General features: G+C 59.9%; 13 protein-coding genes. All 13 read left to right on the top strand.

What is annotated here, in order from left to right; all coding sequences use genetic code 11:
• Nucleotides 1-106 precede the first annotated feature (106 nt).
• The 13 genes from pyrH (at nt 107) to rnhB (ending at nt 12737) form a co-directional block, all read left to right on the top strand.
• Entirely contained in the window at nt 107-850 is a 744-nt protein-coding gene (gene pyrH / locus AC07Y2_RS18120) for a UMP kinase (protein WP_011332683.1), read from the top strand.
• Nucleotides 847-1404, top strand: a complete 558-nt coding sequence (gene frr, locus AC07Y2_RS18115; protein ID WP_011332684.1) for a ribosome recycling factor — start codon at nt 847-849, stop codon at nt 1402-1404. The genes pyrH and frr overlap by 4 nt, the downstream gene beginning before the upstream one ends.
• Nucleotides 1405-1418: 14 nt before the next feature.
• A complete protein-coding gene (uppS, locus tag AC07Y2_RS18110) occupies nt 1419-2174 on the top strand; it encodes a polyprenyl diphosphate synthase (RefSeq protein ID WP_007954779.1) in 756 nt (251 codons plus the stop codon).
• Complete coding sequence (locus tag AC07Y2_RS18105) at nt 2174-2980, top strand: phosphatidate cytidylyltransferase (protein ID WP_103386559.1); 807 nt, start codon at nt 2174-2176, stop codon at nt 2978-2980. The genes uppS and AC07Y2_RS18105 overlap by 1 nt, the downstream gene beginning before the upstream one ends.
• The gene (gene ispC, locus AC07Y2_RS18100) at nt 2977-4167 is read left to right on the top strand and encodes a 1-deoxy-D-xylulose-5-phosphate reductoisomerase (RefSeq protein WP_103386558.1); all 1191 of its coding nucleotides are present in this window, start codon (nt 2977-2979) and stop codon (nt 4165-4167) included. Before AC07Y2_RS18105 ends, ispC begins: the two co-directional genes overlap by 4 nt.
• Before the next feature lie 53 nt (nt 4168-4220).
• Entirely contained in the window at nt 4221-5573 is a 1353-nt protein-coding gene (rseP, locus tag AC07Y2_RS18095; protein ID WP_103386557.1) for a sigma E protease regulator RseP, read from the top strand.
• Between the two features lie 74 nt (nt 5574-5647).
• Nucleotides 5648-8038: an outer membrane protein assembly factor BamA gene (gene bamA, locus AC07Y2_RS18090; RefSeq protein ID WP_103386556.1), complete on the top strand. Its 2391-nt coding sequence runs from the start codon at nt 5648-5650 to the stop codon at nt 8036-8038.
• A gap of 45 nt (nt 8039-8083) precedes the next feature.
• The gene (locus AC07Y2_RS18085; protein WP_003222140.1) at nt 8084-8587 is read left to right on the top strand and encodes an OmpH/Skp family outer membrane protein; all 504 of its coding nucleotides are present in this window, start codon (nt 8084-8086) and stop codon (nt 8585-8587) included.
• A 3-nt stretch (nt 8588-8590) separates the two neighbouring features.
• The gene (gene lpxD, locus AC07Y2_RS18080) at nt 8591-9646 is read left to right on the top strand and encodes a UDP-3-O-(3-hydroxymyristoyl)glucosamine N-acyltransferase (protein ID WP_039769677.1); all 1056 of its coding nucleotides are present in this window, start codon (nt 8591-8593) and stop codon (nt 9644-9646) included.
• 106 nt (nt 9647-9752) lie between these two features.
• Entirely contained in the window at nt 9753-10193 is a 441-nt protein-coding gene (gene fabZ, locus AC07Y2_RS18075) for a 3-hydroxyacyl-ACP dehydratase FabZ (protein ID WP_003222142.1), read from the top strand.
• Entirely contained in the window at nt 10190-10966 is a 777-nt protein-coding gene (lpxA, locus tag AC07Y2_RS18070) for an acyl-ACP--UDP-N-acetylglucosamine O-acyltransferase (RefSeq protein WP_039769679.1), read from the top strand. Before fabZ ends, lpxA begins: the two co-directional genes overlap by 4 nt.
• Before the next feature lie 2 nt (nt 10967-10968).
• Nucleotides 10969-12099 carry a lipid-A-disaccharide synthase gene (gene lpxB, locus AC07Y2_RS18065; protein WP_039769681.1) on the top strand — a complete coding sequence of 377 codons (1131 nt, stop codon included), beginning with the start codon at nt 10969-10971 and terminating at the stop codon, nt 12097-12099.
• A gap of 11 nt (nt 12100-12110) precedes the next feature.
• Nucleotides 12111-12737, top strand: a complete 627-nt coding sequence (gene rnhB, locus AC07Y2_RS18060; protein ID WP_064379016.1) for a ribonuclease HII — start codon at nt 12111-12113, stop codon at nt 12735-12737.
• The last annotated feature ends 28 nt before the right edge of the window (nt 12738-12765 follow it).

Here is a 12765-nt window from a genome sequence, read left to right as displayed (position 1 = left end):
ACAAAGCCATGTTCCGATGGCGCTGAAGCAGCGCCAAGCTAGAGTGAACGCCAGCTGTAAACAGCTCGCAAAGAATTTTTAAAATACGCCGCAGGAGAGATTCGCAATGGCTCAGCAGGGCAGTGGTTATCAGGCTCGCTATAAACGCATTCTACTCAAGCTTAGCGGCGAGGCCCTGATGGGCTCGGAAGAGTTCGGGATCGATCCGAAAGTGCTGGATCGCATGGCGCTGGAAGTCGGCCAGTTGGTCGGCATCGGCGTTCAGGTCGGTCTGGTGATCGGCGGTGGCAACCTGTTCCGCGGTGAAGCGCTGAGCAAGGCCGGCATGGATCGGGTCACGGGCGACCACATGGGCATGCTGGCCACTGTGATGAACGCCTTGGCCATGCGCGACGCGCTGGAACGTGCCAATATCTCCGCCATCGTGATGTCGGCCATCTCCATGGTCGGTGTGACCGATCACTATGACCGTCGCAAGGCCATGCGCCACCTGAACTCCAAGGACGTGGTGATTTTCGCGGCCGGTACCGGCAATCCGTTCTTTACCACGGATTCGGCAGCCTGCCTGCGCGCCATTGAAATCGACGCCGATGTCGTGCTCAAGGCGACCAAGGTCGATGGCGTCTACACCGCTGACCCGTTCAAAGACCCGCATGCCGAGAAGTTCGATCATCTGACATACGATGAAGTACTGGATCGCAAGCTGGGTGTAATGGATCTGACGGCTATCTGCCTGTGCCGCGATCACAAGATGCCGCTGCGCGTATTTAACATGAACAAGCCGGGCGCCCTGCTGAACATCGTGCATGGTGGCGCCGAAGGCACTCTGATCGAGGAAGTCCAACAATGATCAACGAAATCAAGAAAGACGCTAAAGAGCGCATGACGAAGTCCGTTGAGTCCCTGGCTCACAACTTCGGCCGTATCCGCACCGGTCAGGCGCACCCGAGCATCCTGGAAGGCGTGATGGTGCCTTACTACGGCGCTGATACCCCGATCAAGCAAGTGGCCAACATCACCGTCAAGGATGCCCGTACCCTGCAAGTCGTTGCGTTCGAGCGCAACATGCTGGGCGCCGTGGACAAGGCCATCGGCAGTGCAGGTCTGAACCTGAACCCGACCAACCTGGGTGAGTTGCTGCTGATCAGCATGCCGGCTCTGACTGAAGAAACCCGTCGCGGTTTCACCAAGCAGGCGCGTGATGTGGCTGAAGACGCTCGTGTTGCCGTGCGCAACATCCGTCGCGATGCCAACAGCTCCCTGAAGGATCTGGTCAAGGAAAAGGAAATCAGTGAAGACGAAGAGCGTCGCGCAGCCGGCGAGATCGACGATCTGACCAAGAAGTTCGTGGCTGAAATCGACGCCAAGCTGGCCGAGAAAGAAAAAGACCTGATGGCCGTATAAGGGTCGAGCTTTAAATGGACAAGACCAAGCAGACTGCGCCGTCCGCGGTGCCGCGCCATGTCGCGATCATCATGGATGGCAACAATCGCTGGGCGAAAAAACGCTTCATGCCAGGTGTTGCCGGGCATAAAGCGGGCGTGGACGCTGTGCGGGCGGTGATCGAGGTGTGTGCCGAGGCCAAGGTCGAGGTGCTCACCCTGTTCGCTTTTTCCAGTGAAAACTGGCAGCGCCCGGCCGATGAGGTCAGTGCCTTGATGGATCTGTTCTTCAAGGCGTTGCGTCGTGAGGCAAAGCGCCTTAACGACAACAACATCAGTCTGCGCATCATCGGTGATCGCACGCGGTTTCATCCCGAGCTTCAGGCAGCGATGCGTGAAGCTGAGGCGATGACCGCCGGTGCCAACCGTTTCATCCTGCAGATCGCTGCCAACTACGGCGGTCAGTGGGACATTGCGCAAGCGGCGCAGCGTCTGGCGCGTGAGGTTCAGGCCGGGCATTTGCGCCCGGAAGATATCACCCCGGATCTGCTGCAGACCTGTCTGGTCACTGGTGATCTGCCGTTGCCCGACTTGTGCATCCGCACCGGCGGCGAGCATCGCATCAGCAACTTCCTCTTGTGGCAGCTGGCGTACGCCGAGTTGTACTTCTCCGACCTGTTCTGGCCGGACTTCAAACACGAAGCCATGCGCAATGCGCTGGCCGATTTCGCTTTGCGCCAGCGTCGCTTCGGTAAAACGAGCGAGCAGGTCGAAGCTGGAGCCCGGGTTTAATGCTTAAACAACGCATCATCACTGCACTGATTCTGTTGCCGATCGCCCTGGGTGGTTTTTTCCTGCTCGAAGGGTCCGGTTTTGCCCTGTTCATCGGGCTGGTCGTAAGTCTGGGTGCCTGGGAGTGGGCACGCCTGGCCGGCTTCACCGCGCAGGCATTCCGTGTTGGCTACGCGGCGTTGGTCGCGCTGATGCTGTTCGTCATGTACATCCTGCCGGGGCTGGCGCCATGGGTGCTGGGCGCGTCGGTGATCTGGTGGGTGCTGGCGACCTGGCTGGTGCTGACGTATCCGCGCTCCAGTGAGCATTGGTCCAGCGCCGCCGCCAAGCTGGTAATCGGTTTGCTGATTCTGTTGCCTGCCTGGCAAGGGTTGGTGCTGATCAAGCAATACCCGCTCGGTAACTGGTTGATCATGGCGGTGATGGTGCTGGTCTGGGGGGCTGATATCGGGGCGTACTTCTCCGGTCGTGCGTTCGGCAAGCGCAAGCTGGCGCCGCAAGTCAGTCCCGGCAAAAGCTGGGAGGGCGTGTATGGCGGTCTGGCGCTGAGCCTGGTCATCACCACCCTGGTCGCGCTGTTCCGTGACTGGACGGTGGCGCAGCTGTTCAAGGGCCTGATCGGTGCTGCGGTGATCGTCTTCATCTCGGTGGTGGGCGACCTGACCGAAAGCATGTTCAAGCGGCAGTCCGGCATCAAGGACAGCAGTAACCTGCTGCCCGGTCATGGTGGTGTACTGGATCGCATCGACAGCCTGACGGCGGCGATTCCGGTCTTTGCGGTGCTGTTGTGGATGGCGGCGTCGTGAGTTGCCCGCAGCAGATAACCGTATTGGGGGCGACCGGTTCGATCGGTCTGAGCACTCTGGACGTCATCGCCCGGCATCCGGAGCGTTATCAGGCTTTCGCCCTGAGCGGTTTTACCCGCCTGAGCGAACTGTTTGCCCTGTGTGTCCGTCATCTTCCTAAATATGCAGTAGTGCCGGAGGCCGGCGCCGCTCGCAACCTGCAGGACGATTTACGAGCTGCGGGTCTGCCGACGCAGGTGCTGGTCGGCGAGGAAGGATTGTGTCAGGTCGCTGCGGCACCCGAGGTGGATGCCGTCATGGCCGCCATCGTCGGCGCTGCCGGCCTGCGCCCGACTCTCGCGGCAGTCGAGGCGGGAAAGAAGATTCTTCTGGCCAACAAGGAAGCGCTGGTCATGTCCGGCGCCTTGTTCATGCAGGCGGTGCGCAAGAGCGGTTCGGTCCTGTTGCCGATCGACAGCGAACACAACGCGATTTTCCAGTGCATGCCGCAGGACTTTGCTCGCGGGCTGAGTAACGTTGGGGTCCGTCGGATTTTGCTGACGGCCTCCGGTGGTCCTTTCCGGCAGACGCCGATGGCCGAACTGGCGCATGTTTCACCGGATCAGGCCTGTGCGCACCCGAACTGGTCCATGGGGCGCAAGATCTCGGTGGATTCGGCCAGCATGATGAACAAGGGGCTCGAACTGATCGAGGCCTGCTGGTTGTTCGATGCCAAGCCATCGCAAGTCGAAGTGGTGATTCATCCACAGAGTGTGATCCATTCGCTGGTCGATTACGTGGATGGTTCGGTGCTGGCGCAGTTGGGCAATCCCGATATGCGCACGCCGATTGCCAACGCCCTGGCCTGGCCAGAGCGCATTGACTCGGGCGTGGCGCCGCTGGATCTGTTCGCTGTGGCGCGCCTGGATTTCGAAGCTCCCGACGAAGAGCGTTTCCCGTGCCTGCGCCTGGCGCGGCAGGCCGCCGAGGCGGGAAACAGTGCCCCGGCCATGCTCAACGCGGCGAATGAAGTGGCGGTTGCCGCGTTTCTCGACGGACGGGTTCGCTACCTGGAAATCGCGAGTATCATCGAGGAAGTCTTGAATCTCGAGCCTGTGGTGGCGCTGAATGATCTCGATGCGGTGTTCGCCGCTGATGCAACCGCCCGGACATTGGCCGGGCAATGGTTGAGTCGTCACGGCCGATAGGTCTTGCAACACATGGCTTCACGCGGCACTGGACAGGATTGCGGAGAAAGTAGATGAGCGCGCTCTATATGATTGCCGGCACCCTGATCGCTCTGGGTGTGCTGGTCACCTTTCACGAATTCGGCCACTTCTGGGTCGCGCGTCGCTGTGGCGTCAAGGTTCTGCGTTTCTCCGTGGGCTTCGGCATGCCGCTGCTGCGCTGGCATGACAAGCAGGGTACCGAGTTCGTAGTCGCCGCGATTCCGCTGGGTGGCTACGTCAAGATGCTCGACGAGCGCGAAGGCGAAGTGCCGGCCGATCAGCTTCATCAGTCATTCAATCGCAAGTCTGTTCGTCAGCGGATCGCCATCGTCGCGGCCGGCCCTGTGGCTAACTTTCTGCTGGCGCTGGTGTTCTTCTGGGTGCTGGCGATGCTCGGCAGCGAGCAGATTCGTCCGGTTATCGGTTCGGTGGAGTCCGGCAGCATCGCTGCGACAGCGGGGCTGAGCGCTGGTCAGGAAATTGTCGCGATCGACGGCGAGCCGACCTCGGGCTGGGCTGCAGTCAACCTCCAGCTGGTGCGACGTCTCGGCGAAAGCGGTTCCTTGCAGGTACTGGTGCGCGAGCAGGGCTCTACGGCTGATACGCCTCGTGAACTGGCACTCGATAAATGGCTCAAGGGGGCCGACGAGCCCGATCCGATTCGCTCCCTCGGCATTCGCCCTTGGCGCCCGGCATTGCCGCCGGTGCTGGCCGAACTTGATCCGAAAGGCCCGGCCCAGACAGCCGGGCTGAAAACCGGCGATCGCCTGCTGACACTGGATGGCAAGGCGCTGGATGACTGGCAGCAGGTGGTCGATACCGTTCGTACGCGTCCTGATACCAAAATCGTGCTGCGCGTCGAGCGCGACGGTGTTCAAATCGACGTCCCTGTGACGCTGGCCGCGCGTGGCGATAGGAAGTCGCCAAGCGGTTACCTGGGGGCAGGTGTCAAGGCTGTCGACTGGCCGCCGGAAATGATCCGCGAGGTCAGCTACGGGCCTTTGGCGGCGATTGGCGAGGGTGCCCGTCGTACCTGGACCATGAGCGTTCTGACGCTGGATTCACTGAAGAAAATGCTCTTCGGCGAGCTCTCGGTAAAAAACTTGAGTGGACCGATAACCATTGCTAAAGTGGCGGGCGCTTCTGCCCAGTCGGGCGTCGCTGATTTCCTGAATTTCCTTGCTTATCTGAGTATTAGCCTGGGGGTTCTGAATTTGCTGCCCATTCCTGTACTGGATGGGGGGCATTTGTTGTTTTATCTGATCGAGTGGGCGCGTGGTCGTCCCTTGTCGGATCGGGTGCAAGGTTGGGGGATACAGATCGGTATCAGCTTGGTGGTCGGAGTGATGTTGCTTGCTCTGGTCAACGATCTGGGTCGTCTGTAACGCTTCGCTGAATTGCGAATCTGCCGCATTTTGCGGCAGTTTGTTTATTGCCAGTTGGAATAAGAAAGGACTTCATGAAACGTCTGCTGCTAACTGCGGTTCTCACCGTATTGATGATCGCCGAAGTTCACGCCGAGTCCTTCACTATCTCTGATATTCGCGTCAATGGCCTCCAGCGGGTCTCCGCGGGTAGCGTCTTTGGTGCCTTGCCGTTGAACGTCGGCGAGCAGGCGGATGACCGTCGCCTGGTGGAATCCACTCGTGCGCTGTTCAAAACCGGTTTCTTTCAAGATATCCAGCTGGGCCGCGAAGGCAACGTTCTGGTGATCACTGTCGTCGAGCGTCCCTCGGTCGCCAGCATCGAGATCGAAGGCAACAAGGCGATCTCCACCGAGGACCTGATGAAAGGCCTCAAGCAATCCGGTCTGGCCGAAGGCGAGATCTTCCAGCGTGCGACCCTCGAAGGCGTGCGTAACGAGCTGCAACGTCAATACGTTGCACAAGGTCGTTACTCGGCCACCGTCGATACCGAAGTGGTCTCGCAGCCGCGCAACCGCGTCGGCCTGAAAGTGAAGATCAACGAAGGCACCGTCGCCGCCATTCAGCACATCAACGTGGTGGGCAACACGGTTTTCCCCGAGGAAGACCTGACCGACCTGTTCGAACTGAAAACCACCAACTGGCTGTCGTTCTTCAAGAACGACGACAAGTATGCCCGTGAAAAACTGTCCGGTGACCTGGAGCGTCTGCGTTCCTACTACCTGGACCGTGGCTATATCAACATGGATATCGCTTCGACCCAGGTGTCCATCACCCCAGACAAGAAGCACGTCTACATCACCGTCAACGTCAATGAAGGCGAGAAGTACACCGTTCGTGACGTCAAGCTCAGCGGTGACCTGAAAGTCCCTGAGGACCAGGTCAAGTCGCTGTTGCTGGTGCAGAAGGGGCAGGTGTTCTCGCGCAAGCTGATGACCACCACTTCCGAACTGATCACCCGTCGTCTGGGTAACGAGGGTTACACCTTCGCCAACGTCAACGGCGTGCCACAACCGCACGACGAAGATCACACCGTCGACATCCTGTTCGCTGTCGATCCGGGCAAGCGTGCCTACGTCAACCGCATCAACTTCCGTGGCAACACCAAGTCCGAGGACGAAGTGCTGCGTCGTGAAATGCGTCAGATGGAAGGTGGCTGGGCTTCTACCTACCTGATCGACCAGTCCAAGACCCGTCTGGAGCGTCTGGGCTTCTTTAAAGAAGTCAACGTCGAGACCCCGGCCGTGCCAGGTGTCGACGACCAGGTTGACGTGAACTACAGCGTGGAAGAGCAGGCTTCCGGTTCGATCACCGCCAGCGTGGGTTTCGCCCAGAGCGCCGGTCTGATCCTCGGTGGTTCGATCACCCAGAACAACTTCCTTGGTACCGGTAATCGCGTCAGCGTCGGCCTGACCCGCAGCGAATACCAGAGCCGCTACAACTTCGGCTACGTTGACCCGTACTGGACCGCCGATGGCGTGAGCCTGGGTTACAACGCTTTCTATCGCACCACCGACTACAAAGACCTCGACGTCGACGTAGCGAGCTATGCGGTAGACAGCCTGGGTGCCGGCGTGAACGTGGGCTACCCGATCAGCGAGACTTCGCGTCTGACCTTCGGCCTGTCCGCTCAGCAGGACAAGATCAAGACCGGCCAGTACACCGTTGACGAGATTTTCGACTTCGTTAAGCGTGAAGGCGACAACTACCTGAACTTCAAGGCTTCGGCCGGCTGGTCCGAGTCGACCCTGAACAAGGGTGTGCTGCCAACCCGTGGTCGTTCCCAGAGCCTGACCCTGGAAACTACCATTCCGGGCAGCGACCTGTCGTTCTTCAAGCTCGACTACCGTGGTCAGTTGTTCCAGCCACTGAGCGAAAACTACACCATGCGCCTGCACACCGAGCTGGGCTATGGCGACGGTTACGGTTCGACCGATGGCTTGCCGTTCTATGAAAACTACTATGCTGGTGGTTTCAACTCGGTTCGCGGCTTTAAAGACAGCACACTGGGTCCTCGCAGTACCCCAAGCCGTGGTCAGGCTGTAACCGGTAACGCCGGTACGCTTGCCGACCCGGATCAGGATCCGCTGCCGTTCGGTGGCAACGTGTTGATCCAGGGTGGTGTCGAGGTGTTGTTCCCGCTGCCATTCGTCAAGGATCAGCGTTCCCTGCGTACTTCGGTATTCTGGGACGTGGGTAACGTATTTGACTCCAAGTGCGAGAAGACTACCAACGCGACTGTCGGTTCGACTTCTTCCACTCAGTGCAACGACATCAGCCTCAGCAACATGGCCAGCTCCGTCGGTGTCGGTGTGACCTGGGTCACCGCACTGGGCCCGCTGAGCTTTGCACTGGCGATGCCGATCAAGAAACCGGATGAAGCTGAAACTCAAGTGTTCCAATTCTCCCTGGGCCAGACGTTCTAAGCGTCTGACCCAAGACAACGACAATGGATTTTGTAGGAGTGCATCGTGCGTAAGTTGACTCAATTGGTTCTCCTGGCCTCCGTACTGGTGGCAGGCCCGGCATTTGCCGACATGAAAATCGCCGTTCTGAACTATCAGATGGCCCTGCTGGAATCCGACGCAGCCAAGAAATACGCCGTGGACGCCGAGAAGAAGTTCGGCCCGCAACTGACCAAACTCAAGACCCTGGAAAGCAGCGCCAAGGGCATTCAGGATCGTCTGATGGCCGGTGGCGACAAGATGCAGCAGGGCGAGCGCGAGCGTCTGGAGCTTGAGTTCAAGCAAAAGGCTCGTGACTTCCAGTTCCAGTCCAAGGAGCTGAACGAAGCCAAGGCTGTTGCCGACCGTGAAATGCTCAAGCAACTGAAGCCGAAACTGGATAGCGCAGTGGAAGAAGTCATCAAGAAAGGTGGTTTTGACCTGGTGTTCGAGCGTGGCGCAGTGATCGATGTCAAACCTCAGTACGACATCACGCGCCAGGTTATCGAGCGCATGAATCAGCTGAAGTAACCCATGACCGTGACTATCAAGCTCGGCCAGTTGGCCGAGTTCCTCGGCGCCACCTTGAGTGGCGACCCCGAGAAGCAAATTACTGGGCTAGCCACCTTGCAGGAGGCTGGCCCAGCTCAGTTGAGCTTTCTGGCAAACCCCCAATACCGTAAATACCTGGCTGGCTCGCAGGCCGCAGCCCTGTTGCTCAAGGCTGCCGACGCGGAAGGTTATGCCGGTAATGCGCTGGTGGTGCCGGATCCTTACCTGGCTTACGCACGCATTTCCCATCTGTTCGATCCGAAACCCAAGGCTGTTGCCGGCGTTCATCCGACTGCCGTGATCGCCGAGGACGCCGTGGTCGATCCGAGCGCCAGTGTTGGTCCCTTCGTGGTGATCGAAGCGGGTGCGCGAATCGGTGCTGGCGTGACACTCGGCGCGCATTGCGTCGTCGGTGCGCGCAGTGAAATCGGCGAGGGCGGCTGGCTGGCCCCGCGAGTCACGCTGTATCACGATGTGCGGATCGGCAAGCGGGTGGTGATCCAGTCCGGCGCCGTACTTGGTGGTGAAGGCTTCGGTTTTGCCAACGAGAAGGGTGTCTGGCAGAAGATCGCCCAGATCGGCGGCGTGACCATCGGTGACGATGTGGAGATCGGCGTGAATACCGCCATCGACCGCGGTGCGTTGGCCGATACCGTGATCGGCAATGGCGTGAAGCTCGACAACCAGATTCAGATCGCCCACAACGTGCAGGTCGGTGACCACACCGCCATGGCCGCGTGCGTGGGGATTTCCGGCAGCACCAAAATCGGCAAGCACTGCATGCTCGCCGGGGGTGTTGGCCTGGTAGGGCATATCGATATTTGCGACAACGTATTCCTGACCGGGATGACCATGGTGACCCACTCGATTACCGAGCCGGGTGCCTATTCTTCCGGCACAGCTATGCAACCCGCGGCCGAATGGCGCAAAAGCGCGGCCCGTATTCGTCAGCTCGATGACATCGCGCGACGTTTGAAACAGCTGGAAAAGCGGTCCGGGGAAGTGACCCCCGACGGTAATGCTTCATCTGAAGGCTGATACCATTTCCATATCAAGTGTGCACAGCCTCTGGACTGCCTCCTTGATTTGCTAGAGGAGTGCGCGTCAGTCGCGCTCCCAATCTTTACATAGGCTTCCCCCCGAAATGATGGACATCAACGAGATTCGCGAATACCTGCCTCACCGTTACCCGTTCCTGCTGGTGGACCGGGTAGTGGAGCTGGATACGGAAGGCAAGCGCATTCGCGCCTACAAGAATGTCAGCATCAACGAACCGTTCTTCAATGGTCACTTCCCTGCGCACCCGATCATGCCGGGCGTGCTGATCATCGAAGCCATGGCTCAGGCTGCCGGGATCCTCGGTTTCAAGATGCTTGACGTGAAACCGGCCGATGGCACCCTTTATTACTTCGTCGGCTCCGACAAGCTGCGCTTCCGCCAGCCAGTGCTGCCGGGTGATCAGCTGATCCTCGAAGCCAAGTTCATCAGCTGCAAGCGTCAGATCTGGAAGTTCGAATGCCAGGCTTCGGTCGACGGCAAACCGGTCTGCTCTGCTGAAATCATCTGTGCGGAACGCAAGCTATGAGTTTGATTGACCCTCGCGCAATCATCGATCCGTCGGCCGTCCTGGCTGAAGGCGTCGAGGTCGGCCCGTGGTCGATCATCGGTGCAGGTGTGGAAATCGGCGAGGGTACGGTCATCGGGCCACACGTGATCCTCAAAGGTCCGACCCGTATTGGCAAGCACAACCGCATCTACCAGTTTTCCTCGGTAGGCGAAGACACGCCGGACCTGAAATACAAGGGCGAAGAAACCCGTCTGGTGATCGGTGACCACAACGTCATTCGCGAAGGGGTGACGATTCACCGTGGTACCGTTCAGGATCGTTCCGAAACGACCCTGGGTGATCACAACCTGATCATGGCCTATGCCCACATTGGACATGACAGCGTCATCGGCAACCACTGCATTCTGGTCAACAACACCGCGCTGGCCGGCCATGTGCACGTTGATGACTGGGCAATCCTGTCCGGTTTCACCCTGGTGCATCAGTATTGCCACATCGGCGCCCACAGCTTTTCCGGCATGGGCACTGCGATCGGCAAGGACGTCCCGGCGTTCGTCACCGTATTCGGCAACCCGGCCGAAGCGCGCAGCATGAACTTCGAGGGCATGCGTCGTCGCGGTTTCAGCGAAGACGCCATTCACGCGCTGCGACGTGCGTACAAAACGGTGTATCGCCAGGGCCTGACCGTCGAGCAGGCGCTGGCCGAACTGGCCGAGCCGTCCGCCCAGTTCCCGGAGGTCGCGATGTTTCGTGACTCCATCCAGTCGTCGACCCGCGGCATCACCCGCTGACCATGGCCAATCTGCGTATTGCGCTGGTGGCGGGGGAGGCTTCCGGTGACATTCTGGGCGCAGGCCTCATGCGGGCCCTCAAGGCACAGCACCCTGCGGTGGAGTTCATCGGTGTCGGTGGCCCGCTGATGCAGGCCGAAGGCCTGACTTCCTATTTTCCGATGGAGCGTCTGTCGGTCATGGGCCTGGTGGAGGTCCTGGGACGCTTGCGTGAACTGCTCAAGCGCCGCAAAGACCTGATCGCCACGCTTATCGCTGAAAAACCGGATGTGTTCATCGGCATCGACGCACCGGATTTCAACCTCAATATCGAACTCAAGCTGCGTCAGGCCGGAATCAAGACCGTGCACTACGTCAGCCCGTCGGTGTGGGCGTGGCGGCAGAAGCGGGTGCTGAAGATCCGCGAAGGCTGCGACCTGATGCTCACGCTGCTGCCGTTCGAAGCCAGATTCTACGAAGAGAAGGGCGTACCGGTGCGGTTCGTCGGCCATACACTGGCCGACACCATTCCACTGGAGGCCGATCGCTCTGCTGCGCGGGCCGAACTCGGTCTGCCGGACGGTCCGCTGGTGGCATTGATGCCTGGCAGCCGGGGCGGCGAAGTCAGCCGTCTGGGTGCGTTGTTCCTTGATACCGCCGAACGCTTGCGGGCCATGCGCCCGGGTGTGCGTTTCGTCATCCCGTGCGCCAGCCCCGAGCGTCGTGCCCAGCTTGAAGAATTGCTGGCTGGCCGCGATCTGCCAGTGACCCTGCTCGATGGCAAATCCCACCTGGCCCTGGCGGCGTGCAATGCGGTCCTGATCGCGTCGGGTACAGCGACCCTCGAAGCGCTGCTGTACAAGCGCCCGATGGTCGTGGCGTACCGTCTTGCGCCGCTGACGTTCTGGATTCTCAAACGTATGGTCAAGAGTCCGTACGTCTCACTGCCGAACCTACTGGCCCAGCGACTGCTGGTGCCGGAATTGTTGCAGGATGATGCGACGGTCGAGGCGCTTGCCCAGACCCTGTCGCCATTGATCGACGGTGGCGAAGAGCAGACCCGTGGCTTCGACGAGATCCATCGCACCCTGCGCCTGGACGCTTCCAATCAGGCGGCTGACGCCGTTCTGAACCTGATCGGGCAAACACGATGAGCAAGACAAGCATGCAGATGGGCCTGGATTTCACACTGGTCGCCGAAGTCGAAGAGCTGGTGGCCGGCGTGGATGAAGTCGGTCGCGGTCCGTTGTGCGGAGCGGTCGTCACCGCAGCGGTGATCCTCGATCCGAATCGGCCGATCCTCGGTCTGAACGACTCGAAAAAACTCACCGAAGCCAAGCGCGAAAAGCTCTACGATGAAATCTGCGAGAAGGCGCTCAGCTGGTGCATCGCCCGCGCCGAGGTCGAAGAAATCGACGAGCTGAACATCCTTCACGCCACCATGCTGGCGATGCAACGCGCAGTCGCTGGCCTGCACATCCAGCCGAAACTGGCGATGATCGACGGCAACCGCTGCCCGAAACTGCCGATGCGTTCCGAAGCGGTGGTGCAGGGCGACGGCAAGGTGCCGGCGATTGCAGCGGCATCGATTCTGGCCAAGGTCAGCCGCGACCGCGAGATGGCGGCGTTTGAATTGATCTACCCGGGTTACGGCATCGGCGGCCATAAAGGCTATCCGACCCCCGTTCATCTGGAAGCGCTGTCACGCCTCGGGCCGACGCCGATTCACCGGCGTTCGTTTGCCCCGGTGCGTCAGGCTTACGAAGCGCTGGAAGGCTTGACGCAGGTTTAGCGGCAAGGCTGATGTTTTGTTCGGGGCC

It is taken from the genome of Pseudomonas sp. GW456-12-1-14-TSB6 (genome assembly GCF_059424205.1).
The sequence above is the reverse complement of the archived record's forward strand: the minus strand, read 5'-3'. Positions and strand labels throughout refer to the sequence as shown.

What these genes read in the sequence shown, in the direction of transcription:
- pyrH (WP_011332683.1), top strand. Translation starts at nt 107, where the DNA reads ATGGCTCAGCAGGGCAGTGGTTATCAGGCTCGCTATAAACGCATTCTA.
- lpxB (WP_039769681.1), top strand. Translation starts at nt 10,969, where the DNA reads ATGGCCAATCTGCGTATTGCGCTGGTGGCGGGGGAGGCTTCCGGTGAC.
- lpxD (WP_039769677.1), top strand. Translation starts at nt 8,591, where the DNA reads ATGACCGTGACTATCAAGCTCGGCCAGTTGGCCGAGTTCCTCGGCGCC.
- AC07Y2_RS18105 (WP_103386559.1), top strand. Translation starts at nt 2,174, where the DNA reads ATGCTTAAACAACGCATCATCACTGCACTGATTCTGTTGCCGATCGCC.
- bamA (WP_103386556.1), top strand. Translation starts at nt 5,648, where the DNA reads ATGAAACGTCTGCTGCTAACTGCGGTTCTCACCGTATTGATGATCGCC.
- frr (WP_011332684.1), top strand. Translation starts at nt 847, where the DNA reads ATGATCAACGAAATCAAGAAAGACGCTAAAGAGCGCATGACGAAGTCC.
- lpxA (WP_039769679.1), top strand. Translation starts at nt 10,190, where the DNA reads ATGAGTTTGATTGACCCTCGCGCAATCATCGATCCGTCGGCCGTCCTG.
- rseP (WP_103386557.1), top strand. Translation starts at nt 4,221, where the DNA reads ATGAGCGCGCTCTATATGATTGCCGGCACCCTGATCGCTCTGGGTGTG.
- uppS (WP_007954779.1), top strand. Translation starts at nt 1,419, where the DNA reads ATGGACAAGACCAAGCAGACTGCGCCGTCCGCGGTGCCGCGCCATGTC.
- fabZ (WP_003222142.1), top strand. Translation starts at nt 9,753, where the DNA reads ATGATGGACATCAACGAGATTCGCGAATACCTGCCTCACCGTTACCCG.
- rnhB (WP_064379016.1), top strand. Translation starts at nt 12,111, where the DNA reads ATGCAGATGGGCCTGGATTTCACACTGGTCGCCGAAGTCGAAGAGCTG.